General features: G+C 57.8%; 34 protein-coding genes. 33 read left to right on the top strand and 1 reads right to left on the bottom strand.

Going from position 1 to position 23,001, the window contains the following annotated elements; translation table 11 throughout:
• Positions 1-19 precede the first annotated feature (19 nt).
• From UB23_RS17925 to UB23_RS17980, 12 genes are all read left to right on the top strand, one after another.
• Complete coding sequence (locus tag UB23_RS17925) at positions 20-259, top strand: hypothetical protein (RefSeq protein WP_045060635.1); 240 nt, start codon at positions 20-22, stop codon at positions 257-259.
• A 66-nt stretch (positions 260-325) separates the two neighbouring features.
• Positions 326-748 carry a phage regulatory CII family protein gene (locus UB23_RS17930; RefSeq protein ID WP_045060636.1) on the top strand — a complete coding sequence of 141 codons (423 nt, stop codon included), beginning with the start codon at positions 326-328 and terminating at the stop codon, positions 746-748.
• A 204-nt stretch (positions 749-952) separates the two neighbouring features.
• Positions 953-1,876 (top strand): DnaT-like ssDNA-binding domain-containing protein, encoded by a 924-nt coding sequence (locus UB23_RS17935; RefSeq protein WP_045060637.1) that lies wholly within the window; start codon positions 953-955, stop codon positions 1,874-1,876.
• Positions 1,866-2,660 carry an ATP-binding protein gene (locus UB23_RS17940; protein ID WP_045060638.1) on the top strand — a complete coding sequence of 265 codons (795 nt, stop codon included), beginning with the start codon at positions 1,866-1,868 and terminating at the stop codon, positions 2,658-2,660. The genes UB23_RS17935 and UB23_RS17940 overlap by 11 nt, the downstream gene beginning before the upstream one ends.
• Positions 2,660-2,869: a hypothetical protein gene (locus UB23_RS17945; protein WP_045060639.1), complete on the top strand. Its 210-nt coding sequence runs from the start codon at positions 2,660-2,662 to the stop codon at positions 2,867-2,869. The genes UB23_RS17940 and UB23_RS17945 overlap by 1 nt, the downstream gene beginning before the upstream one ends.
• Complete coding sequence (locus tag UB23_RS17950) at positions 2,860-3,162, top strand: nuclease domain-containing protein (protein ID WP_045060640.1); 303 nt, start codon at positions 2,860-2,862, stop codon at positions 3,160-3,162. Before UB23_RS17945 ends, UB23_RS17950 begins: the two co-directional genes overlap by 10 nt.
• A 106-nt stretch (positions 3,163-3,268) precedes the next feature.
• Complete coding sequence (locus UB23_RS17955) at positions 3,269-3,697, top strand: VRR-NUC domain-containing protein (protein ID WP_045060641.1); 429 nt, start codon at positions 3,269-3,271, stop codon at positions 3,695-3,697.
• Positions 3,694-3,999, top strand: coding sequence for a hypothetical protein (locus tag UB23_RS17960; protein ID WP_045060642.1), 306 nt, complete (start codon positions 3,694-3,696; stop codon positions 3,997-3,999). Before UB23_RS17955 ends, UB23_RS17960 begins: the two co-directional genes overlap by 4 nt.
• Entirely contained in the window at positions 3,996-5,276 is a 1,281-nt protein-coding gene (locus UB23_RS17965; protein ID WP_045060643.1) for a tyrosine-type recombinase/integrase, read from the top strand. Before UB23_RS17960 ends, UB23_RS17965 begins: the two co-directional genes overlap by 4 nt.
• Before the next feature lie 2 nt (positions 5,277-5,278).
• Entirely contained in the window at positions 5,279-5,500 is a 222-nt protein-coding gene (locus UB23_RS17970; protein ID WP_045060644.1) for a hypothetical protein, read from the top strand.
• Positions 5,497-5,814 carry a hypothetical protein gene (locus UB23_RS17975; protein WP_045060645.1) on the top strand — a complete coding sequence of 106 codons (318 nt, stop codon included), beginning with the start codon at positions 5,497-5,499 and terminating at the stop codon, positions 5,812-5,814. The genes UB23_RS17970 and UB23_RS17975 overlap by 4 nt, the downstream gene beginning before the upstream one ends.
• A gap of 3 nt (positions 5,815-5,817) precedes the next feature.
• Positions 5,818-6,504, top strand: coding sequence for a hypothetical protein (locus UB23_RS17980; protein WP_045060646.1), 687 nt, complete (start codon positions 5,818-5,820; stop codon positions 6,502-6,504).
• A gap of 344 nt (positions 6,505-6,848) precedes the next feature.
• Here UB23_RS17980 and UB23_RS17985 read toward each other — a convergent pair whose 3' ends face one another.
• Positions 6,849-7,301 carry a hypothetical protein gene (locus UB23_RS17985; protein WP_045060647.1) on the bottom strand — a complete coding sequence of 151 codons (453 nt, stop codon included), beginning with the start codon at positions 7,299-7,301 and terminating at the stop codon, positions 6,849-6,851.
• Positions 7,302-7,463: 162 nt separating this feature from the next.
• On the opposite strand from UB23_RS17985, the gene UB23_RS17990 reads away from it, so the two are divergent.
• From UB23_RS17990 to UB23_RS18080, 21 genes are all read left to right on the top strand, one after another.
• Positions 7,464-7,790: a phage holin, lambda family gene (locus tag UB23_RS17990; RefSeq protein ID WP_045060648.1), complete on the top strand. Its 327-nt coding sequence runs from the start codon at positions 7,464-7,466 to the stop codon at positions 7,788-7,790.
• Entirely contained in the window at positions 7,787-8,173 is a 387-nt protein-coding gene (locus tag UB23_RS17995) for a hypothetical protein (RefSeq protein ID WP_045060649.1), read from the top strand. The genes UB23_RS17990 and UB23_RS17995 overlap by 4 nt, the downstream gene beginning before the upstream one ends.
• The gene (locus UB23_RS18000; protein ID WP_177328570.1) at positions 8,136-8,321 is read left to right on the top strand and encodes a hypothetical protein; all 186 of its coding nucleotides are present in this window, start codon (positions 8,136-8,138) and stop codon (positions 8,319-8,321) included. Before UB23_RS17995 ends, UB23_RS18000 begins: the two co-directional genes overlap by 38 nt.
• Positions 8,322-8,378: 57 nt before the next feature.
• Positions 8,379-8,672 carry an HNH endonuclease gene (locus tag UB23_RS28665; RefSeq protein ID WP_236695868.1) on the top strand — a complete coding sequence of 98 codons (294 nt, stop codon included), beginning with the start codon at positions 8,379-8,381 and terminating at the stop codon, positions 8,670-8,672.
• A 156-nt stretch (positions 8,673-8,828) separates the two neighbouring features.
• On the top strand, positions 8,829-9,323 hold the full coding sequence (locus tag UB23_RS18010; protein WP_045060652.1) for a terminase small subunit: 495 nt from the start codon (positions 8,829-8,831) through the stop codon (positions 9,321-9,323).
• A complete protein-coding gene (locus UB23_RS18015) occupies positions 9,324-11,012 on the top strand; it encodes a terminase large subunit (protein ID WP_045060653.1) in 1,689 nt (562 codons plus the stop codon).
• A gap of 150 nt (positions 11,013-11,162) precedes the next feature.
• The gene (locus tag UB23_RS18020) at positions 11,163-12,464 is read left to right on the top strand and encodes a phage portal protein (protein WP_045060654.1); all 1,302 of its coding nucleotides are present in this window, start codon (positions 11,163-11,165) and stop codon (positions 12,462-12,464) included.
• 3 nt (positions 12,465-12,467) lie between these two features.
• Positions 12,468-13,331: a head maturation protease, ClpP-related gene (locus UB23_RS18025; protein ID WP_045060655.1), complete on the top strand. Its 864-nt coding sequence runs from the start codon at positions 12,468-12,470 to the stop codon at positions 13,329-13,331.
• Between the two features lie 71 nt (positions 13,332-13,402).
• Positions 13,403-14,599 (top strand): phage major capsid protein, encoded by a 1,197-nt coding sequence (locus UB23_RS18030; RefSeq protein WP_045060656.1) that lies wholly within the window; start codon positions 13,403-13,405, stop codon positions 14,597-14,599.
• Between the two features lie 60 nt (positions 14,600-14,659).
• Positions 14,660-14,971, top strand: a complete 312-nt coding sequence (locus tag UB23_RS29470; protein ID WP_152644290.1) for a hypothetical protein — start codon at positions 14,660-14,662, stop codon at positions 14,969-14,971.
• 1 nt (position 14,972) lies between these two features.
• Entirely contained in the window at positions 14,973-15,314 is a 342-nt protein-coding gene (locus UB23_RS18040) for a head-tail connector protein (RefSeq protein WP_045060658.1), read from the top strand.
• Positions 15,314-15,643 carry a head-tail adaptor protein gene (locus UB23_RS28670; RefSeq protein WP_177328572.1) on the top strand — a complete coding sequence of 110 codons (330 nt, stop codon included), beginning with the start codon at positions 15,314-15,316 and terminating at the stop codon, positions 15,641-15,643. The genes UB23_RS18040 and UB23_RS28670 overlap by 1 nt, the downstream gene beginning before the upstream one ends.
• A gap of 12 nt (positions 15,644-15,655) precedes the next feature.
• Complete coding sequence (locus UB23_RS29950) at positions 15,656-15,823, top strand: hypothetical protein (protein WP_177328573.1); 168 nt, start codon at positions 15,656-15,658, stop codon at positions 15,821-15,823.
• 3 nt (positions 15,824-15,826) lie between these two features.
• Positions 15,827-16,402 (top strand): HK97-gp10 family putative phage morphogenesis protein, encoded by a 576-nt coding sequence (locus UB23_RS18045; RefSeq protein WP_045060659.1) that lies wholly within the window; start codon positions 15,827-15,829, stop codon positions 16,400-16,402.
• Positions 16,395-16,781, top strand: coding sequence for a DUF3168 domain-containing protein (locus tag UB23_RS18050; RefSeq protein WP_045060660.1), 387 nt, complete (start codon positions 16,395-16,397; stop codon positions 16,779-16,781). Before UB23_RS18045 ends, UB23_RS18050 begins: the two co-directional genes overlap by 8 nt.
• A gap of 55 nt (positions 16,782-16,836) precedes the next feature.
• The gene (locus UB23_RS18055) at positions 16,837-17,325 is read left to right on the top strand and encodes a hypothetical protein (protein ID WP_045060661.1); all 489 of its coding nucleotides are present in this window, start codon (positions 16,837-16,839) and stop codon (positions 17,323-17,325) included.
• Between the two features lie 39 nt (positions 17,326-17,364).
• A complete protein-coding gene (locus tag UB23_RS18060; RefSeq protein WP_045060662.1) occupies positions 17,365-17,694 on the top strand; it encodes a hypothetical protein in 330 nt (109 codons plus the stop codon).
• A gap of 308 nt (positions 17,695-18,002) precedes the next feature.
• Entirely contained in the window at positions 18,003-18,446 is a 444-nt protein-coding gene (locus UB23_RS28030) for a hypothetical protein (protein WP_152644291.1), read from the top strand.
• A gap of 92 nt (positions 18,447-18,538) precedes the next feature.
• Positions 18,539-21,799, top strand: coding sequence for a phage tail tape measure protein (locus tag UB23_RS18070; protein ID WP_045060663.1), 3,261 nt, complete (start codon positions 18,539-18,541; stop codon positions 21,797-21,799).
• Positions 21,800-21,816: 17 nt separating this feature from the next.
• Complete coding sequence (locus tag UB23_RS18075) at positions 21,817-22,401, top strand: hypothetical protein (RefSeq protein ID WP_045060664.1); 585 nt, start codon at positions 21,817-21,819, stop codon at positions 22,399-22,401.
• Positions 22,401-23,000, top strand: a complete 600-nt coding sequence (locus UB23_RS18080) for a hypothetical protein (RefSeq protein WP_045060665.1) — start codon at positions 22,401-22,403, stop codon at positions 22,998-23,000. The genes UB23_RS18075 and UB23_RS18080 overlap by 1 nt, the downstream gene beginning before the upstream one ends.
• Position 23,001: the final 1 nt, after the last annotated feature.

Below are 23,001 nucleotides of genomic sequence, written 5' to 3' on the forward strand. Positions count from 1 at the left end.
TATTTGACTCGGAGGCCTTATGCGGCCGCTCAAGAAATCGATTGAAGATGCTGGCGGCGTACCTGCTGTGGCCTTGGCCTGCGGGAAAACTCCGAGAGCTATTTATAAGTGGCTCGTAGCGGACGCGTTGCCGCGCACCGAGTACACGGGCGAAACCCAATACGCAAAAAAAATTTCCGAATTGGCAGCGGCCAAGGGCAAGCCGTTCGACGCGGATTGGCTCCTCACTGAAGCGCATCCGAAAAAGTCAGTCGCCTAAGCCGCTGAACAAATGATCGCTCAAGCCCTGCAAGGGCTCCACGGAAACAAATTTGAGGTTTTACGAATGGAAGATTTCTTGAGGGCTTGCCACACCACCATCAAGGAAAGCGGGGCAGAGGAGCTGGCGGGGAAGATGTGCATGGCGCACGTGAGCCTGCTACAGCGCTCGAACCCAGACAACGCGGCGCACCACCTGACCATCGAGCATTTGTTTGGGGTCTTGCTGCACACCGGCGACATGCGTCCGCTGATGACCCTGGCTGACCAGTTCGGTTTTGAGCTGACCGCGAAAGTTGCGCCGGCTCCGAAAGCGTTGACCACCTCGCTCATCCATGTGGGTAAAGAAGTGGCTGATCTGACGATCGCCATCCACGAAGCATTGGACGACAGCCACGTCTCCACCAGCGAGAAGTTCGAAATCCTCACGGAAATAACTCACGTCCGCGAAAGCCTTGCGGAGCTGGAAAGCTCGGTGAAGGCCGCCTGAATTTCAGGCACAAAAAAGCCGGGCTGCAACCCGGCTCTTTCAACAACTTGTAAAACACAGTGGGGCCATTATGAACACGATCGTTACTCCCGGCAATACCCCCCATGTCGTGACACTTTTCGAGCCTTCGAAAATTGTGTCGCGACAAATCACAGCAGCACATCACGGGCATCAACTCCCTGCGCTCATTCGGGAGCGGACGTAATGGCCCGCGCTCGCAATGTTAAGCCTGGGCTGTTCAGCAATGAACTGCTTGTAGAGCTGCCCGCTTTCGACCGCCTGATGTTCATCGGCTTGTGGTGCCTGGCAGATCGAGAGGGCCGTCTCGAGGACCGGGTGAAGCGTATCAAGATCGAGCTTCTTCCATGTGACGACTATGACGTCGACGCAGGACTCAATCGTCTCGCGGGCTCTGGCTTCATTTCCCGATATCAGGTTGCCGGTCAGTCGATTATTGAGATCGTCAACTTCCAGAAACACCAAAGCCCACATGGGTCGGAGAAGGACAGCACGCTCCCCGACATCAACGGGTATCTCACTGTTAATGAACGGAAAAAGAACGTTGTCGTTGCAGGCTCCCAAACGAAGGTCCACGTATCAGAACAGGGTTTTAACGTTAAAGCACCGTTAGAGCCTGTTAACCCACCGTCTAGTAACGCCCTGATTCCTGATTGTGGATTCCTGATTCCTGATTCCGGATTCACTGATTCTCCGAATCAAGATCAACACCACTCTCTCAACGCGGGCGAAGAAACTCCGCCAGTTGAGCCAGAACCAACTGCTGAGGAATCCTCGGTGGTTGACCCGAAGTCTCCGGTGGAGATGACGCTGGACTGGATACCTGACGAGAACCTCCTGAAAACCTACTGCGTCCACTTCGGCGTGTCGCCGGACTTGTTCACCCATGAAGCCATGGCCTCGTTCACGGCTCATCACGAATCCATCGGTGGACTCAACACGCAATCCAAGTGGGTATCTCTGCTGGTCGGCTGGGTGAAGTCGGACAGGGCAAAGGCAAGCAATGTCCGTCAACTCAAGCCTGTTCAGCCATCGCGTCACAGCGGCTTCGCTGACCGCAACTACACCGCTGGCTTGACCAAGCGGGAGGACGGTACCTATGGCATCTGAAAACGTGATAGCCATGCCAAGCGCATCGGCCGCACCCCGCCAAACGACAGGGATTTGCGAAGACCACGGACAGTTTCCGCAAACCACCAACGTGATCTTTGGTCGTGAATTCAAGACTGCCTGCCCAGAGTGCCAGCTCATCGCGAAAGCGGAAGAACAGGAGCGGATCAAGGCTCAGGCCCGCCAGGAGCTCGCGCTGAAACTTGGATCGGCGCTGATCCCGAAACGGTTCGCAGGCAAGACTCTTTCCGGGTATCTAGCCGCCTCGTCAGGGCAAAAAGAGGCGCTGCGGATATGCAGCAAGTACGCAGACAAGTTTGCCGAAATCGCTCCTACCGGTCGGTGCTTGCTGTTGCTTGGCAAGCCAGGCACTGGGAAGACGCACCTGGGCGTGGGCATTGCTGCCGAAATCATGAAGAAGACAGATGCGACCGCCGTATACCGGACCATCGGCACGGCGCTGCAGGAAATTCGTGCGACTTACGCGAAAGGCAGTGAGCGCACCGAAAACCAAATCTTGTCCGGTCTGATTGGGCCGTCACTGCTGATACTCGACGAAATTGGAGTGAGCAAGGAAAACCCCAGCGATTTCGAGTTGACGACGTTGTTCTCGATCATCAACGGCCGTTACGAGCAAATGCGCCCGACGGTAATTATCTCGAACCTCGACGCCGCCATGCTCCCAAGTGCCATGGGCGAGCGCTGCTTTGATCGTTTGCGGGAAGGCGGGGCGATTGCCGTTCCTTTCGACTGGGAATCGCAGCGCGGGAAGGAGGGGTTTTGATGGCTCATTCCAGGCTCTCCCCAACCAATCCTGCCGAGTACCGCTTCGCCGTGCACTGCTGCGGTTACAAGTGGGAGCTGTCCGACAAGCCCGACCGTGCCGTCGCCCTGTTCGAGCACCCTTCTGCGGCACTCAAGTTCGGCCAGATGATGTGGCCGTCTACCTACGAAGTCATCGACTTGAACACTGGGGAGCAGGTATGCGCGTGACCTCGAAGAAACTCCGCGCCTCGGCCAACGGCCAGGAATGCACCGTCCGCCTGCCGGGCACCTGCAACTTCAACCCGGACACTACCGTTCTCGCGCACCTGCCGTGCGGCCAGAAGGGCATGGGCATGAAGGGCTTCGACACTGTTGCCGTCTACGCGTGCAGGGCCTGCCATGACGTGATCGACGGGCGTGGCACTGGCGATGTGGATTGGCAGGACATGCCCCGCGCGATCGCCGAAACACATGAGGCCTTGATCCGGGCCAGAATACTCACCGTGAAGGGGGCAGCATGATTGACCCACGAACTCTACTCATCCTGATGATCCTCGCGACGTGGGCGCTCTTTGAAGTGTGCCGCCGCATCAACGACCGGCACCGCAAAGCCCGGGGTGACCGCCGATGAAGCCTCTTTCGCTGAAGCCGTACGGTGTGAAACCGACACGCAAGAAGTCAATCGACCGCGAGGGCCAGGAGCAGGCCGCGCTGCTGTCCGAGATCGAGCTGCGCTATCCGCAGGTTTTTGAACTGATCTACCACGTCCCAAACGGCGGTCACCGTCACAAGCTGGTGGCGATGAAGTTGAAGCAGCAGGGGGTGAAGGCGGGTATTCCTGACCTGGTGCTGCCGATGGCGCGCGGCGGGTTCTTCGGGCTGTATATCGAGTTCAAGGCCACGGTTGATCCTGCAGCAGTATCGGCGAGCCAGGCGGCATGTATTCGTCGACTGAATGAGCAGGGCTATCTCGCAGTGGTCTGCCGTGGTCACTTCGACGCGATGGAGCAGATCCGCGCCTATCTTCGGCTCGCTCCTACAGTGGTGGCCGCATGAACAATCAATTCAAGCCGGGCGATCTGGCTCTAATAATCAGTTCGATCAAGCGGCCTGAGAATGTCGGGAAAGCCTGCGAGCTTGTGGCCTTTATGGTTCCAGGCGAGCGACTTCTATTCGAGTTCGATGGGCGCAAAGCGATCAAGCACATTGGTGCTAACCCAGCATGGCTGGTGGCCGGGGATGACGTGATTGGAAGTGGTGGTGAGGTTGGGTTTGCGCTTGTGCGACCTGACAATCTGATGCCACTGCGTGGCGACTTCGCACCTGAGCAGCAAAAGGCGATGGAGCGGATCGCATGAGCAGTGCTGCCGTGAAGATCACCGATGCCGAAATCAAGCGGCAGGCCGCCGGCGCCGTGCGCGACCTGCGCGACATCGAGAACCGGGGTCTGTACCTGCGCTTCACCCGCGATCGCGCCCGGGCATCGTGGTACCTGGTGCGCAAGGGCAAATGGAACCTCGTGGGTAGCTTCCCTGACCTGAGTGCCAAGCAGGTCGTTGCGGCGCTGCCAGGCATTCGCCTGCGCCTCGAAGCCGGTACTGGCTCCAATCTGTCGAAGTGGGTCACCACCGGCGAACTGCTGGAATGGTACGCCGACCGGATGGCCCGCGACCGTAGCCTTTCGACCAAGCGGAAGAAGACAGGCGCGTCGCTGATCAAGTGCCACCTCAAGCCGCTTCTGGGGGCCGTGCCATTGGCCTCAATTGACAAGGCCACCCTGGACGATCAGTTCATGTGGCCCGCGCAGGAAGCCATCGGCATCGACTACGTCCGATCAGCATTCCAGCTGCTGGCCTTGGCCTTCCGCCAGGCGTTCAAGCTTCGGCTGATCGCGACCAACCCGATGAAGGACGTCAAGTTCAGCGACTTCTCCAAGGCCAAGGTCGGGATCAAGCCGTCACGGCTGCGCGGTACCCAACTGCAGGACCTGATTGCCCGCCTGCTTGACGCAATCGACAGCGCCCCGGCAGACGGCCTGCTGGCCCTATTGATGCTTTGCCATGGCACTCGCATCGGGGAAACCCGGCAAGCGCGATGGGCCCATATCAGCTTGGCAGAGCGGGAGTGGTTCATTCCAGCGGAGCACACCAAGACTGGCGTCGAGCACCACCTGCCGTTGACCGAGCAAGTGCGTCAGTTGCTGATTAGCTATCGCGACATTCAGCGGGCGGGCGGGTATGACGGGCAATTCCTGTTCCCGTCTCGCAGTGGCAATGCACTCAGTGAAGGCCAGGCCAGCGCCGTATTCGTGCGGCTGGGGCAGGGCGAGTGGACCAGCCACGACCTGCGCAAGGTGGCCCGTACCGGCTGGGCAGACATTGGCATCGACCATCTGATCGGTGAACTGCTGATCAACCACGCCATGGGCCACAACGTGAAGGTGTACATCCAATCGGACGTGATGAGCCGCAAGCGTGATGCCCTTGAGAAGTGGCACGCGCATCTAGATTCAAAGGGCCTTGACCGCATTCAGACATTGACCGGCTTTAGATCGGGAGATTCTGGTAATGCGCTGCAAGCCGCAGAACATAAGGCTTGCGAGCCTATTCAAGAATCAACCATAGGCGAGGTTTAAAAATGGATAAAAGCTCGGGAACAAGCCTCGCTATTGGCGGCATAAGCGTCACCCATTGCCCTCGTTTCGACAGAGCGGAAGTGTCGATGATCGTCGATGCGCGTTTCGATGACTGCCGGATTCTGGACGTCGTGCTGAAGGATGGGCACCGCACCAGGATCGACAGCCGTACATCCCCCGTATCCATCGACGCCGTTTTGTTCTGGCTCAAGGAGGCCAAGTGAATAAGGTTCACGGTCCAGCCTTTCGCAGAGAAATGAAGCCGCTTCGCGGATGCTACGACTGCCGTGGTAGTGGGCTTCGCCTTGGCATGTTTCACGAGATGGAATGCGCCACCTGCAATGCATCTGGCTGGGTTTGTGCCGAAACGGGCGATGCCCTGCCGCTGGCCGACCTGGTGCTGCAACTGAATATGAAGCTGCGTGCCGTGACTCGCGATCTGGATCTGGCTTTGGCTGGTCCTGCGCCAGGCGCTCAGCAGCAATACGAACAGAACAACCGCCGCGGTGCCGGCGGATCGAACTACACAGGGGATTGATCGATGGGCATCTATAAAGACGTGATGGGCACCCTGGTACGCGTACTGGCCGCCGACAACATCGACAACAGCACTAAGCAGTCATGGCAGAAGCTGATCGATGCTGACGTTCGCCAGGGCGGTACCGGCAGTTCGATTTCGGTCCGCGACAAATTTGATTACGACTGCTGCTTGCACGCGCTGCTGCACAAGCACCTGGCCCCTGCGCAGTGGGATGTATTAGTCGCCAAGTACTCGACGCACAAAGGCAACAAAGTCGCTTCAATCGGTCGCCTCATCAGCCGGATCCAGTCGCCAGCGCCGCAGCTGTTTATCTATAAGGCAGTGACGGCCTGGGCGATCCCCAAGCTGAAGGGCGTACAGGTAGTGCCGCGCAGCGGCCGTGAAGTGGTGTCCCGCAGCCTTCGGGATGAATTGGAGCACAATGCAGTCGGCGAGATGATCGCTTCCGGCTGGAGGACTGAGGTGAAGGTCGAGCGCGGCGAGTACGTGAAGAGATCCACCGACATGATCGTGCTGCCGGCCGACTTCTACGACATCAACACTTGGGATCTTGATGGCAAGCCAGAGTCGACTCGTCGCCGCTGGAAGACGGGGATTGCACGCTGCCTTGAGCGCCTTGAAGAGCAGGCAGTGGTGCACGCGACCGAGATATTCGATCGGGAAGAAATCTTCATTGATGCCGCTTGACTGTAGTGGCGCTTTGATCGTAAATTAACCCCATCATGTCGATCTTACGCGTTATGAGAGAGACACCAAAAGCCCCGCCACCGAGCGGGGTTTTTTATTGCAGGAAGAAAAGCCAACCCACGAGGAATACCCGAATGGTAAAGCGACTCACGATGCACCTGGGGGGTGGCGTTCGCCACCTGGCGTAGTCTGCGACAACCAGAAAGCCTTGGCTCGCTGTGAGGCTCGCGTTGCTGAGCCCTAGCGGCGAGCCCAGAGGCTCTGCTTCATGAGTTCAGATCGGAGATTGACTCACGGAAAGTATCAATGAAGATGCTTTGCCGCCACCGCGTGGGAACCGAGGACTAAGCCCCTACGCCCTTGGCCAGCACCTGAATCCCGATGGATAGCGCTTGGTTGAGAGCCTCTTTAGCCATTTCCTTCGCCCCGGTCTTGGTGGCAGTGGATAGCTTTTCACCCAAAGTTTCGCTGCCAAGTGATGGCTTGGGTACATGCTTGAGCGCCTGAAGTCCAAGCGAGGTCAGCACGTAGGTGCAATAGAAATGACCTTTATCTTTGCGCTGCACAAATCCTGACTGAACCAGCCAAGCCAAAGTTGCTTCGAAGAACTCGGTTTCAGGGTCGCGTTCCCCAGAGGTGACAGCAGTTTCCTCTACGGGGTCATAGCTCAGCGTTTCAGCCTCGGTGAGACCTGCTATCCGAGGTGACACGCCAGTATGCACAGGGAATGACTGGTACAGATGCGCCAGTATGCCCGCACTCATCTCATCGAAGCGCTCAATGTTTGTCTTCACCATGGTTCCGTCCATCGTTTTGCTTTAGGGGCATCGACGATAGCACGAAGCCACCATGCCGCCGTTGTGCGTGCTTTCTTTTCGGCTCCACCACACCCATTGCTCCGAGCTGGGAGTGCTGTTGGAGCCGAATTTATTACGCTCCCCGCGAGGGAGGACAGCCGGATGTCCAAGATGCCTGAGAAAAATCCCGACTTCTGGGCGCAGGTCTGGCTCGTCCTCAGTACTCCGCTTTGGCAGGGTGCAATCATGGCCTTCACCGTCTCGCTATTGCGCGTGCTGTACGAGGGGAAAGAGGCCAACAAGTGGCGCGTGATACTTGAGGCGATGATCTGCGGCTCATTAAGCCTTTCTGCCAGCAGCGTAATTGAATGGATGGCTTGGCCCTCCAGTCTCTCAGTTGCTGCTGGTGGCACTATCGGATTCATCGGTGTTACCGCGATTCGCGAACTGATAATCAAGTTCCTCGGGCGAAAGGCGGACTCAACATGAAGGCCATAGCTGCAGCATTCATCATCGCTCTGGTCGGCATCTTGCTCGTCGGCATCCAGCAGTACCGCGTTATCGCACTGCGTGGCGAGATGCAGATCGAAACCAAGAGCAAGAACGACGCACTCACGGCCAACAGCGAAAGCCAGGCCACGATCACCACGCTTCGGGCTGAGGCGCAGCGCAACACGGACTACCTGAAAGACCTGAACAGCCGGCTCAAGGCCAGTCAGGCAAAAGCCAAAAAGGCGGAGAAGAACTTTGAAGATCTCAAGCGCAACAGCAAGCCTGTTCGTGATTGGGCTGCTCAGCCTTTGCCTGACGGCCTGCGCGGGAAAGCAGCCAGTGGTGACAAAGACAACAGCGGTAAGGCTCGAACCCCCTGAGCTGGTCCCATGCGAGCGCATCGACGAAGCCCAGGCCGACCTTCGCGACAACGGTGATGTGTGGCAGTTGAAGGATCAGGCAATCAACCTGCTCGATACGTGCGCCGATCAGGTCGACGCCCAGATCAAGCGAAGTCACAGCAAGTAAGCCCACCAACCGTGATCGGAGTTGCGTATGTCTCGACTGAGAACTCTTCCCGCCCGTATGCAACAACCTGAAGGTAGAGCATTCGCTGCTCCAGTGGCGTTGGAGGGAGCGGATGGTTGGGGCTCGGGCCGTGGAGGTCGACCTTGGCGCCGTAAACGCGCCGCAATCCTCTTGCGCGATGAGTACACATGCCAGGCCTGTGGCGTCATCACGTTGCAGCTTGAGGTGGATCACATCGTGAACCGTGCCCGTGGTGGTTCAGATGATGAGGACAACCTCCAGGCTCTCTGCGTCCCCTGCCACAAGGACAAGACTGCCGTGGAGTCATCCGAGGGCGCGGGCCGAGCGTGATGTCCATCGATCTCGTCGAGCAAGCGAGAAACGGTATCGATTGGCGTCTGTGGCACGCCAGTACCCCGGGACGGGTCGAAACCGTGGAAGGTTTTGCATAGGACACCGCCCCCGACCGCACGGACAGATTTTTTCCCCCACACAGGTTTTTTGTTAATGGCGTTAACAACCAAGCAGCGTGCTTTTGTCGACGCTGTGAGGGGAGGTGCGTCCCATAAAGATGCAGCGATCGCCGCAGGATACGCGGCCTCCAGCGCTTCGGTAGCCGGTTCACGGTTGGCGAAACACCCGAATGTCATTGCAGCGCTGGCATCTTCACCCATTAACAAAAATGTTAATGGGGTGGGTCGACCTGCTAGTGCGAATTTGCCACCCCTGGATCGTGACGAGCCTGGTGACGAATCCGCTTTCGACTTTTCCAAAGCGATGACATTCACAGATCCGAAAGCATTTTTGATCGCGACGATGAACGACTTCGACGCTGACGCGAAGCTTCGGGTCGATGCTGCCAAGGCGCTGATGCCGTTCATTCATCCGCGTAAAGGCGAGGGTGGGAAGAAGGAAGAGAAGGAAGACGCAGCGAAGAAAGCAGGCAAAGGCAAATTCGGAGCTGCGCCTCCACCCCCTACACATTTGCGATCGGTGAAATAAGTGAACGAACCCACCTGGGACACTGCGTGCCCAGACTGGGAGTCGCGAATCATCAACCGGCAATCGTTGGTGCCGTTCCCGCCTTTATTTCCGAACGAAGCAGCGGCGTGCATGCAGGTCTTGAACGACCTGCGGATTGTCGACGCACCTGGTAGCCCGCTGATTGGCGAATCCTGTGCACCATGGATCAGTGATCTGGCCGGCGCGATTTTCGGGGCTTACAACTCCGACACCGGAGAACGGCTGATCCAAGAGTTCTTTCTTCTCATCAGTAAGAAGAACGCAAAAAGCACCATTGCCGCGGCGATCATGCTGACCGTGCTGATCCGCAACTGGCGCCAATCAGCCGAGTTCATCATTTTGGCGCCGACGATAGAGGTCGCGAACAACGCGTACGCCCCCGCACGCGATATGGTCAAACACGACGAAGAGCTCTCGGCCCTCCTGCATGTGCAGGATCACGTGCGAACCATTACGCATCGCGAGTCCGGCGCCACTTTGAAGGTAGTCGCAGCGGATCAGAACACAGTCGGTGGCAAGAAGGCGGCGGTCGTCCTGGTAGACGAATTGCACCTGTTCGGCAAAAACCCGCACGCAGCCAACATGCTGCGCGAAGCCACCGGCGGGCTAGCGTCTCGTCCCGAAGGTTTCGTCATCTACCTGACGACGCAGTCCGACCAGCCACCTGCGGGTGTGTTTCGGGAAAAGCTGCAATACGCTAGGGGCGTTCGTGACGGCACGATCATCGATCCTAATTTCCTGCCGGTGATTTACGAGTTTCCCCAGAAAATCCTCAGTGCCGATGATCACCGGAAGCCAGAGAACTTCTACATCACCAACCCGAACATGGGGTACTCAGTCAGCGAGAAATTCCTGATTCGAGAAATGAAAAAAGCGGAGGAGGCGGGCGAGGCTGAGGTGCTTGGCTTTATGTCAAAGCATCTCAACGTCGAGATTGGACTCGCATTGCGCTCGGATCGTTGGGCCGGTGCCGATTACTGGGTCGCTGCAGCAGAGAAGAAACTCACTCTCGATGATCTGATTACCCGATGCGACGTTATCGACATTGGGATCGACGGCGGTGGTCTGGACGACTTGCTGGGTTTCGCCGCCGTTGGACGCGACAAACGAACCCGTGACTGGTTGGTGTGGACCCATGCCTGGGCACATCCCTCCGTGCTCGAGCGAAGAAAGGCAGAAGCTCCGCGCGTCCATGATTTTGAGAAAGACGGCGACCTGACCTTGTCGAAGCGAATTGGCGATGACGTGCTTGAGGTAGCCGACTTGGTTGAGCAGGTTGAAGCGTCGGGTTTGCTGGACAAAGTCGGTGTCGATCCAGTCGGAATTGGCGCGATTTACGACGCGATGATCGAGCGCGAGATCCCACCAGAAAAAATTGTGGCCATTAGCCAAGGCTGGAAGCTGGGCGGGGCAATCAAGACCGCCGAACGCAAGTTGGCTGAAGGCGGTATGAAGCACGGCGGACAACCCATGATGGCCTGGTGCGTCAGCAACGCGAAAGTCGAGCCGCGCGCGAACTCCATCCTGATCACCAAGCAAGCCAGCGGCTCGGCCAAGATCGATCCCTTGATGGCCCTATTCAACGCAGTGACCCTGATTTCTCTTAACCCTGAAGGCCGGGGTAATGATGACTTCATGGCTGCCATTCGGAATCCGATCATCGTATGAAACCATTACACGTCTTCGTATTGACCGCTTTGTGCGGCTTCGGTCTAGCGGTTGCAGCCGTCTACATTCTGGCAGGCCTTGGTTGGTCTTTGCTGGCCGGCGCCGGCGCGTTGTTTCTCATCGCGGGCTTTGTGCGTAGGGGGCTGACCGGTGAATAGATCCTTATCGGCCGTAATCGGCCGTGCAGCCCGAAAGCCCAGCGCTTCCGTGGGAGAGTGGTTTGGAAAATCGATAAAATTGAGCGACGGGGGATTCTGGGGGCAGTTCCTGGGTGGTCAGTCCAGTTCCGGAAAAACGGTGAACGTCGATAACGCCATGAAGCTGTCGGCGGTCTGGTCCTGCGTACGGATCATCTCTACTTCGGTGGCAGGATTGCCCCTCGGCGTTTACCGTCGAGAGTTGGATGGCGGCAGGAGCGATGCCCGCGATTTCCCAATCTACGACGTCATCCACACCAGTCCCAACGAAGACATGACCGCCTTTCAGTTCTGGCAGGCGATGGTCTCTGCCATGTTGCTGCGGGGTAACGCTTTCGCCGAGATCATGCGGATTGGAGGACGGATCGTTGCATTGGATTTCCTCTTGCCATCAAGGGTCGACCTCGAGCTTGATGCTGATGGTCGTGTTGCGTATTGGTTTCGACCGAGAAAAGGCGCCAGACGTAAAATCGAGCGCGAAGACATGCTGCACATCCCCGCCTTCAGTCTCGATGGTCGAGTGGGGCTATCAGCCATCCGCTATGGCGCGGATGTGTTCGGCGCTGCGATGTCAGCGGACGACGCTGCTAACGGCACCTTCAAAAACGGTCTTCTACCTGCGGTGGCTTTCAAGGTCGACCGGGTACTCAAGCCCGAGCAGCGCGAGGAGTTCCGTGACTACGTGAAGCAAGTGTCGGGTGCGCTGAACGCCGGGCGCTCGCCTGTGCTGGAGCAGGGCATTACCCCAGAGTCGATAGGGATTAACCCGGTCGACGCTCAATTGTTGGAGTCCAGGGGTTACAGCATTGAGGAGGTCTGTCGCTGGTTCGGGGTTCCTCCCTGGATGGTCGGCAAAACCGATGCCGGTAGCAACTGGGGCACGGGCCTCGAGCAGCAAATGATCGCTTTCCTCACCTTCAGCATCAGCTCGATCACCAATCAGATACAGCAGTGTGTGAACAAGCGTCTTTTGACTGCGGTTGAGCGCCGCACTTTTTACGCGGAGTACTCCCTGGAAGCGTTTCTCAAAGCGGACAGTGCGGCCCGGGCTGCGCTGTACAGCACCATGGTGCAGAACGGCATCTATACCCGGGACGATTGCCGCGTTAAAGAGAACCTCCCCCGCAAGGGTGGCAACGCTGCCGTGCTCACCGTACAAACCAACCTCACCCCGATTGATCAATTGGGGCAAACAACCGACGGGCAGGCTGCGCAGGCTGCGTTGAAGAACTGGCTCGGCCAGAAACAGGAGTAAGCAATGGCGCTGAATATCAAAGCCAGCGGCTTCCGCTGTGAGCTGAGCCCTCGTGCGCTCGAGATGTGGAATCCGGATATCCGTGCTGCCATGGAAACCGGAACGGACACGATCACCATGTACGGGATCATCGGTGAGGATTGGTGGGGCGAGGGCGTGACAGTGAAGCGTGTGGATGCGGCACTACGTGCCATCGGCGACAAGCCCGTCACCGTGTACATCAACTCGCCCGGCGGGGACATGTTTGAAGGCATCGCGATCTACAACCGTTTGCGTGAACACTCTCAAGAGGTCACCACTAAGGTTTTGGGCCTGGCCGCCTCAGCTGCGTCCGTCATTGCGATGGCCGGCGAGAAGCGTGAGGTGGCAAAAACTGCATTCCTGATGATTCACAACTGCTGGACCTATTTCGCCGGGAACCGACATGCGATCCGCGAGCTGGCCGATACCATGGAAGAATTCGACCGCGCCATGATCGGCCTGTATGCCGACACCAGCGGTCAGGATGAAAAGGTCGTCGAAGCGATGCTGGATGCGGAAACCTACATGGGCGGTGCCACGGCCATGGAGAAAGGTTTTGCCACCGGGCTCATTTCCGCCGATGAGGTAAAGGAAGCCGCCGACCAGGAGCAAAGCCAGGCGCATTCTGCCCGTCGTCTGGATGCGGCCCTCGCCAAGTCCGGCATGCCCCGCACCGAAAGACGCAAACTACTTTCCGAAATCAAGTCCGGTACGCCTAGCGCTGCCGGCGGCGACACGCCTCGCGCTGTCGTGCCGGGTATGCCTTGCGCTGCCCTTGATGTATCCGCGTTTGAAGAAACCGCAACCCAGGCGTCTGCATTACGGAACCTCATTCCCATTCGCTAGACGACTGAATTAGCACCCCGATCAGTAACCGCCCAAGTGGCGGTTTTTTCATTTCTGAAGGAAGCAAAACCATGCCAGTAGATCTTTCCCAAATCGAAGCTTCTCAAAAGCAAACCCAGGCCGATCTGAAAGCCGTTGGCGATCAGATCAAAACCTATGCCGAGCGCACCGAGAAGGAAATCAAGGCCTCCGGTGAAATGCAGGCTGAAACCCGCGGCAAGGTGGACGAGCTCCTGCTCAAGCAAGGCGAGCTGCAGGCCCGGGTACAGGAGGCCGAACAGAAGCTGGTCAATGCCGGCAAGCAGCATGATCCAGAAATTCAGCAATCGGCCGGTCAGTTGGTGTCGGCCAAGATGCAGGAAGAGGGGGTTAGCAGCTCGTTCCGTGGATCTCGCCGGGTCGAGGTCCCTCGTGCAGCGCTGACTTCCGCCCCTGCATCGGGTGGCGCACTGGTACCCGCTGAACGCCTGGGTGTGATTCTCGCACCGCAGCGTCGACTGACCATTCGCGATTTGGTTGCCCCCGGCACCACAGGTTCCAACGCGGTGGAATACGTTCGCGAGACGGGCTTTACCAACAATGCCGCGATTGTTGGTGAGGGCCTGGCCAAGCCTTACAGTGAACTGACCTTCGGCTTGGAAAACGCCAACGTTCGCACGATCGCGCACCTGTTCAAAGGTAGCCGCCAGATCCTCGATGATGCTGCCGCTTTGCAAAGCTACATCGATGCCCGGGCGCGTTACGGGTTGCTGCTCGCTGAAGAAGCGCAGCTGCTTTACGGCAACGGGACCGGGAACAACCTGCACGGCATCATCCCGCAGGCTCAAGCATATGTTTCGCCGGCCGGCATCATCGTCGATGCAGAGCAACGCATCGATCGCATTCGACTGGCGTTGCTCCAGGCAACGCTGGCTGAATTTCCATCCACTGGCATCGTGCTTAACCCGATTGACTGGGCCGCGATCGAACTGCTCAAAGACGGCGAAAATCGTTACATCATCGGCAAGCCACAAGAGGGCACTTCGCCGCGGCTTTGGAATCTGCCCGTGGTTGAAACACAGGCGATTGTCCAAAACCAATTCCTCACGGGTGCATTCAGCCTCGCTGCGCAAATCTTTGATCGCATGGGCATTGAAGTGCTCGTCTCGACCGAGAACGACAAAGATTTCGAGAACAACATGGTCACCATCCGTGCTGAGGAGCGCCTGGCGTTTGCGGTGTATCGACCAGAAGCATTCGTCACTGGACCTTTGATTGCCGCGCCTTAATTCTCACCACTTCATGTGGAGCCGCCTAAAAGCGGCTCTTACTTTTTTGGAGACACAAAAATGGCTCGCGTCACTCAAGCAAAAACAGCATCAACGCCCGTCGTCGATGGCACTAGTGGAATGGGCAGCACTAATTCTTCGGAACTCGATCAGGACGCGACGAGCGTTGATGGGCCAACGCTCAGCTCTCCAGCATCAGAGGCTGACACTGACGACAGTCCCGGCAATCGGATGGTTATCTATCCAATTCGAAGTTACCTGGATGGCAAAGAAATTCGTCAGGCTGGTGGTGCAGGGTATGACTCACCTAAACACGAAGCGCTTTTGCTTATTGCAAAGGGGCTGGCGACTGAGACCGACCCAAAGGCTTGATATGAACGCAATCTCGACAGAGGAAGCGATGCAGCACCTGCGGGCTGAGGACGACGATCGTGACAGTGTCGAGCTGCTCTTGGCCGCGGCCGAAGACAGCGCAGCGCAGTTTCTAAATCGGCGATTTTATGCTGATGAAGTTTCGCTCGCTGCTGCATTGGCGGATGGCTCCGCTGGCAGTAAGCCGATAGTCATTAATCCTTCCATTCGCGCCGCCTGCCTGCTGATCGCGGGCAGTCTCTACGCGAATCGGGAGGATGTGGTCGTCGGGACAATTTCTTCTGAATTGCCCATGGGCTCCCGCTCGTTGTTGACGCCATATCGTGTTGGCTGGGGGGTTTAATGAGAGCCGGATCATTGCGTCATCGTTGCATCATGCAGAGGCCAGTGCGCGTTAAAAACCCATCGGCCGGCTTCGACGTCACCTGGTCGGACATTGGCAAAACATGGGCTGATATTTCTCTGCCCACCGGGCGCATCGCGCCTGTAGCAGAACAGCTGAAGGCGGTGGTCTCAGCTGAAATTCGCATTCGGCCTCGCGCTGATGTGATAGCTGGAATGCGTCTAGTGCATGTAGCCAATGGGCTCAGCGTGACCTATCTCATCGAAGCAGTTTTGCCCGACAACGCACGGTCGATGTTTCGACTGCTTTGTTCAAACGTTCCCAATTGATAGAGGTGAGCAATGAAAGTAATCGCATTAGGCAACCTGTCGGGTGCCATTGGCGAAAAAGCCAAAGGTGAGGAATTCACCGTCGACGCCAAGACAGGCACCGACCTGGTCAATCGCGGTCTTGTTCGTGAAGTCGTGGAGTCGCCTGGAACGAAAAAGACCGAGGCGGTCAAGGAGTAAACCATGGCTCGCCGCTCACGCATGTCCGGCGACTTCAAGTTACGGCGCACGCTTCGCAACATCCACCTGACAATGGATAACGAATTGGTCCCAGCGATGCAAGAGTCTGCGGACCAGATTTTGGCAACCATGCGGCAGTTGGTACCGAGGGACACCGGGGCCGCTGCAGGTGCTCTAAAGACGTTCGTTTCCAAAAGCGGCCTGGATGCACAAATCGGTATTCGCGGTAAAAGGGACATGCGCCGGTTCTTCTATTTACGCTTTCTCGAGTACGGTACCAAGGGTTACAACGGTGCGCTTTATCGACGTGCTGATGCCAACGCAGTGGGTGGACAACACACCAATAACCGGGACAAGTCGCAACTGAAAGGGCGGCACAATGCCCTGAACGAGCGGCCCACTAAGAACAAAAGTGATGGTGGCCACTTCTACGGTAACTATCCTGATATCCCGGCTCGACCTGCGCATCCATGGCTTCGACCGGCGATGGCCGTGAATCGAGAGTTCGTTCTGGCCAATATCCGCGCCGCTGTGGCCAGGACTTTGAGCAAAGCAAGCAAGGGAATTACCGATGGCTGATCCGTCTCTTGCACTTCAAGAAGCGTTGGTGGCGCGACTGGAAGCCGAGGTCTCGTGTCCTGTATACGACGGCGCGCCGATGGACACGCCGATGCCTTACATCTCGATTGATCGTGAAGTCTCGGTGAACGCCCGGCCCATCTCAGGCCGTAAGCGCGAGACTCGCATGCTCTATATGTCGGTTTGGTCTGATGCCCACGGCCAGGCTGAGGTGAAGCGCATAAACGGTGAGGTTGTTGCCGCCTTGGACGAACGCCGGCTACCTCTTTGTGTAGGTCGCGCCGTATCCGTCCGGGTCGAACAAGCCGATGCCCAGCGCGATGCTGACGGCATCACTTACCAGGGCTCAATCACGGTCCGCGTAATCACCACCCACTAAACCCTACACCCGGCCGCCCTGCGGCTTTATCCAATGCGCCTTTGGAGGACTCCCCATGGCCGATGACAACCTCAACACAGCCGCCGGCTGCCGATTCTCGATCGGCAGTAAGAACGGCGCAGACACCGAAGCGCTGTACAAAGCTGATACCTATGTCGAAGTGGGCGAGATCGAAGACCTCGGTGAGTTCGGTGACACCTTCAGCGCGGTGAACTTCACCTCCCTTCGCGACGGTCGAGTGCGCAAGTACAAGGGTACTGCGGATGCGGGCGACCTGACCCTGACCGTGGGCCTGGACAACGGCGACCTGGGCCAGGCCAAACTGAAAGTGGCGCACAAGGACCGCAGCAAAGGCGACTACAACATCAAGGTCACCCTGAATGACGGCGATCCTGATGCGACCCCGGCCGTTCTGCCGACCACCTTTTACATGCGCGGCAAGGTGATGAACAACACCGTCGCCCCCGGCGCCGCCGATAACGTGGTTCGCCGTAACGTCACCATCGGCATCAACTCCGACATTCTTGAAATCCTTCCAACGTAACTGGCGGGGCTTCGGCCCCAGCCTTTAAGGACTTGACCCATGAGTAAAACTCTTCACGGCACCATTGAGGTCACCGTTGGCGATGACGTTTACACGATGGTGCCTACCTTGGGCGCCGTTCGTGCAATCGAGGCGCACTTCGGCGGACTGCGAGGTGCCTCTCAAGTAGTGAGCGCTCTGAGTGTTGATGGGTGCGCGCGCATAATTGCGGCGGGTGCAGGCTTGTCGGGCAAGGAGGGTGAAGCGCTTGCCGAACAAGTTTGGCAGTCCGGTGTGCTCGATGTGTCCGTCCAACTCAATGCTTACTTGGTCGCGCTCTATAATCCGCGAGGGAAAGAGTCGGGAAAGAACGAAGCGGGGAAGGAGTAAGCGCTGTCGAGGACGGTAGCTATGTTGATCGGTTGTATGCCGTGGCCACGGGCTGGCTGGGCTGGTCGCCTGAGGTAGCTTGGCGTACGCCGCTCCCTGAGTTGTTTCTGGCCATGGACGCCAGGATCGAATGGGCGCAGATGACGAATCCTTTTGGCGGAAAGCCGTCCGGATCCAAGGAAAAGCCGAAACCGTCGACCGTTGCAGAAAAGCTGCGGCAGGTTCTGACGGGGCGGCAGGCATAATTTAGCCTTTTTGCTGTCCCCAATGTGATGATAGATTGCCGCCATCTACAGGGAGGGTTGAAAGTGCTGAAAGTGATATGCGTGACGGTTTTGGCGTTCGTGATTTCGGGATGTGAGACCACTCAAGTGTCTGCGGATCGCGCAAAGCAAGTAGCTCAATCAGATGTTTACGCGTTCAGCCGTCAAAAAAATCCCGACGACGCGAGGATCGTGTTCACCCAGGATGCGGGTGCAATGAGCTGTTTTGGAGCGGGGATGTCTGTTTACCTTGATGGTCAACTTGCAGCTAAGACTAGTCATGGGGAAAGTGTGAAGCTCTATCACGCGCCGGGTCCGGCGCAGCTCAGTATCAAGAACAACGCCATGTGCGCTGGCGGTGACTTGAGCGGCCTGCTGCTGGAGCTCAAGCCGGGCCTCTCCTATCAGGTTCGAGGGTACCGGGGTATGTGGGACAAGCCTGAACCGCTGCTCACCGCTCCTTCTCCTTTTAAATACACGAAGCAATAGCCTGAAGAGGGGTGGCAGTATTAGCTGCTGCCCTGAAGGCTCAACAAAAAAACAACTCGCTTCGGCGAGTTTTTTTACGCCCGGAGAAAGCAATGGCTGACACAGACGTTCAGGGAATGCTGGTCAGGATTGAGGCAACTACCGCCCAACTGCGGCAGGAAATGGCTCGGGCTGACTCCAGTGTTGCCCAAGCATCGGGCAAAATTGATAAGAGCTTGGCAGGTATTGATGAGGCGTTCGATCGAGCCGGAGAAAGCGCGCAAGGAGCTGCCGGTTTCATCAAAGGCGCGCTGGCTGGGGCGATCGGAATTGCTTCAATCAGCAAGATCGTCGAGGCGGCGGACTCCTACGGTCAGATGTCTGATCGGATCGGCATGGCCACGAGCAGCGTGGGCGAATACGACCTGGTTCAGCAGCGGCTGCTCGAAACTGCCAAGCGCACTTACCGACCGCTGAGCGAAGCGCAAGAGTTGTACATCCGGACCTCGGACAGCCTGAAGTCGATGGGGTACGACACCGGCCAGGCCCTGGACGTGATGGACAGCTTCAGCTTTTTGCTGGTGACCAACTCCGCTTCAGCTGATAAGGCCAGCTCGGCGATCGATGCGTACTCCAAGGCGTTGCAAACCGGCAAAGTTGAAGCTGATGGCTGGCAGTCGATTCTGGCAGCGATGCCGACGGTTGTGGACACCATCGCAAAATCGACCGGGAAAACAGCAGAGGAAATCCGAAGTCTCGGAGCACAAGGCCAACTGAGTTTGGATGTGCTCACTGAAGGGCTGCAGAAGTCTGCCGGGGCCAACGGTGTATTGGCTGACAGCATGAGCGTAGCAGTGCGCGATGCCGTACAAAATCTCTCGAATGCCTTCACCGTTTATCTTGGAAAACTGAACGAAACTACTGACTTCACCGGCGTCTTGGCAGGGAGTATCGGTGCGCTCGGTGACAATTTCGGAACATTAGCGGATATCGCGATCGTTGCGGCCATCGCTGCTCTGACCAAGTACGGCGTGAGCGCCGCTGATTCCGCTGGCGTGGCCATCTATTCGGCATTTCAAGATGCGGCGGCTCGCAAAGCCCAAGCGGCAGCCATTCTCCTCGCCGCAAAAGCAGAGCAAAAGAAAGCTCAGACATCGGTGTTCCTGGCTGAAAAAGAAGTGGCCGCAGCACGCGGCACGGCTGTGCAGACACAAATGTCGATCCAGCTTGCCGAAGCGCGAATGCTCGAAGCGCGGGCAACAAACGCGGTCGCCGCTGCCCAGGCCGGCCTGGGTCGGGCCGGTGGCGTCATCATGGGGCTGCTCGGCGGCCCTGTAGGTATCGCAGCTCTCGCCATTGGCGCTGCTACTGCGTTCCTCACTCTGCGCGACAACACTAGTGTTCTCGAAAAGAAGCTGGGCGACCTTAGCGATCCCATCGACAAATTGGTCGAGCGATTCAACAAACTCAACCGAGCCACCCAATCGGTCACCCTTCGCGAACTAAAGGCTTCCATCGAGGATGCTGAGAAGGATCTATCGACGGCTGCCGGTTCGATTGCGTTTGAGTTCCAAAGCAGTCTGACCAATGCAGGATTGGCAGGCGCCTCCGGCTTCATGGGTGGCATTGCGCCGCTGCCGGCTGAGTTCCAGTCTGCGATGGATGTCATCAACAAGGCCTCTGCCGACCAGTCCGCTGGTATGGTTGTCGACTGGAAATCGGTAGCGGACCAGGTACGCGTTGTCCCTGGTGTGACTGCTGAAATGGCAGACGCGCTGGAGAAAAGTGGAGGCGCTGCGGCAGAGAATGCCGAACAGGTCGCCCAACTTAAAGCCGCCCTGGCTGCGCTTACTGGCCAGACCGATGAAAACACCCGCGCCCAGCTGGAGAACGCTGCCGCCAAGGCTTCAGCCGCCGGCGTCGGCCAGAAGTACCTGGAGCAGTTGCAGAAACAGCTCGGCGCAGCTCAAGACAAAACAGCACTCCAGGCGGCAAACAGGTTCATCGCCGAGAATACGCTGCTCACCGAAGACATGATTGTCGCCATTCGCTCGGCCGCTGCCGCCAAGGATGCGCAGAAAGCTTCCGATGATGCTGCTGCCAAAGCCCTGAGGAAGAATGCGACCGAGTCCAACACTGCCGCGAAGCAGCAACTGAAGTCGTTTGACACTGCAGAGGAAGCCTACAAGCGTCAGATCGAACTGATCAACACCACCGGCGACAAGCAGAAAGACGCAACCGAGGTCGCCAAACTTTCCTTTGAGCTCCAGGAAGGCAAGCTGGGCAAATTGTCCGAGGCGCAGAAGACACGTCTGCTAGGCATGGCGGCTGAGTTGGACGCGCTGAACAAGATCAAGAAGGCCAACGAAGACGACCTGAAGTTGACCGCCTTCAAAGCGGCACAACGCACTGGCACGCAAACCTCACAGGATGGATTCGATCAAGAGCTGGCTGGTATTGGCCTGGGCGATAAAGCCCGTGATCGTATGCGCGCCGATCTGGCGCTTCGGCAGAAATATGCGGCCGACCTGGCCGCTTTGAACGAGCAACGCAACACCGGGCAGATCTCGCCGGAGCTCTATGCCAGCGAGACCCAAGTTCTGCAGGACGAGCTCGGCAAGCGCTTGTCGGCTCAGCAGAGCTATTACAGCCAGGTGGATGTAGCGCAATCCAACTGGGCCAATGGCGCGTCGAACGCTCTGCAGAACTACGTGGACCAGGCTGCAGACGTCGCGGGTCAGACGCAGGAGCTGTTCTCTAACGCGTTCGGCAACCTGGAAGATGGCATCGTCAATTTCGTGAAAACCGGGAAGCTGTCCTTCAAGGACATGGCCGACTCGATCATCGAGGACCTGATCCGCATCCAGGTCAGGCAGGCCGCTGCCGGTTTTCTCAGCAGCGCCTTCGGCTTTATGTCCGGCGGCAGCCAGGCGCTGGGGCAGGGCACGATGACCGGATTCAGCGAAGGCGCAATGGTCGCGAATGCTAAGGGCGGTGTGTACAGCTCGGCCAGTCTCTCGTCCTATTCGGGCGGTGTTTACAACACCCCGCAGACGTTTGCCTTTGCCAAGGGCGCCGGCATCTTTGCGGAGGCCGGACCCGAGGCAATCATGCCGCTCACCCGGGCCGCTGACGGATCGCTGGGTGTTCGAGCGGTGGGCGGTTCAGCGGGAGGTGCTGCCGGTAATGAAAGTGCGTCCACCACCACCGTCGGCGGGATCACCCAATACATCACGGTGAAGGGCAATGCTGATGAGTCGACCCTGGCGCAGATCCAGGACGCAGCTCGTCGCGGTGCTGAAGGCGGCTACCAACTGATGCTGAAAGACCTCAAGCAGAACGGACCAGCACTTCAATTAATCAAGCGCCGATAACCGGCTGTAGGAGTTTTATGGCTATCGTTTGGCCGGCTTCGCTGTGGCCGTCGCAAATGACCTGGGGCATGGTCTACAACAACCGGGCATTCACGTCGACGCTTTCCAATGCACAACAAATCATGGGCTACCCCGGTGCGTATTGGCTGTGCACGCTCAACTTCGACGATCTATTCGACGAGGATGAGCGCGAGCTGACAGCGTTGCTGGGCAGGCTGCATGGCATGTTTGGCACCGTGAATATCCCTGCATTCACCAGGATCAGAACCGACAACATCGGCGCCCCGGTCATCGTGACGGGTAATGCCCAGGCCACCAACCTGACCATCGGCGGCGTGACGCCCAGCAAAAAAGTCTTTGCCTACGGCGACTACATCACGATCGCGGGTGAAATGTTTGAGGTGGTTGAGGACGCCGTTTCGACGGCGCAGGGACGGGTCCAGGTGTTTCTCAACAAGCGGATCCGGCGGTCGCTGCCCGCCGGCGCCGTCGTGGAGTACAAAAATCCGTATTCGGAGATGCGCCGTGTCGACGACACCAACCAGCTGACGGTGCAGCCCGTCGTGGCCAATGGCAGCTTTCAATTCAGGGAGGCCTTCTGATGCCGTCTTCGTTCCCTTTCAGCCAAAGCGTGGTGAACATCATCGCCACCGGCAAGTTCATGCCGGTCTATGCCGTGCAGCTGGATTTTGCCGACGGCATGGTGTTCGCGCACACCGGTACCGGCCAGCTGGTAATCGACAGCATCACCTACGAGGGTGTCGGCACCTTTGGCGAGGTGAGCCAGTCGCAGGAAAGCGATAACTCCAACTCTCCCATGTCGGTCGAGCTGACCCTGAGCGGCCTCGATGCCTACATCCTGACCGAGACCAATGTGCGCGGCTGTCGTGGGCGCCTGGCGAAAGTGATGTTCGTGGTGTTCGACGAGAACGGCAACTATGCCGCTGACATCCTCTTCTCGGGTCGCATGGATGCCGCCAAGTTCTCATTTGCCGGCAATGGCCAGGAAGGCAACAGCATCACCGTTCCGGTGATTGATCGCATGGCCGAGTGGAGCCGCACCGGTACCGAACGTTTCACCGATGAAAACCACCGTGCTCGCCATGAAGGCGATCGCTTCTTCTATGCCATCGCCCAAATGTCCGAGTGGCCCATTTACTGGGGTTCCACCAAGGACGCACCAGTATTCACCTACGAGTAAA

This window comes from Pseudomonas sp. ES3-33, from assembly GCF_000952175.1.
Taxonomy (GTDB): Bacteria; Pseudomonadota; Gammaproteobacteria; order Pseudomonadales; family Pseudomonadaceae; genus Aquipseudomonas; species Aquipseudomonas gregormendelii.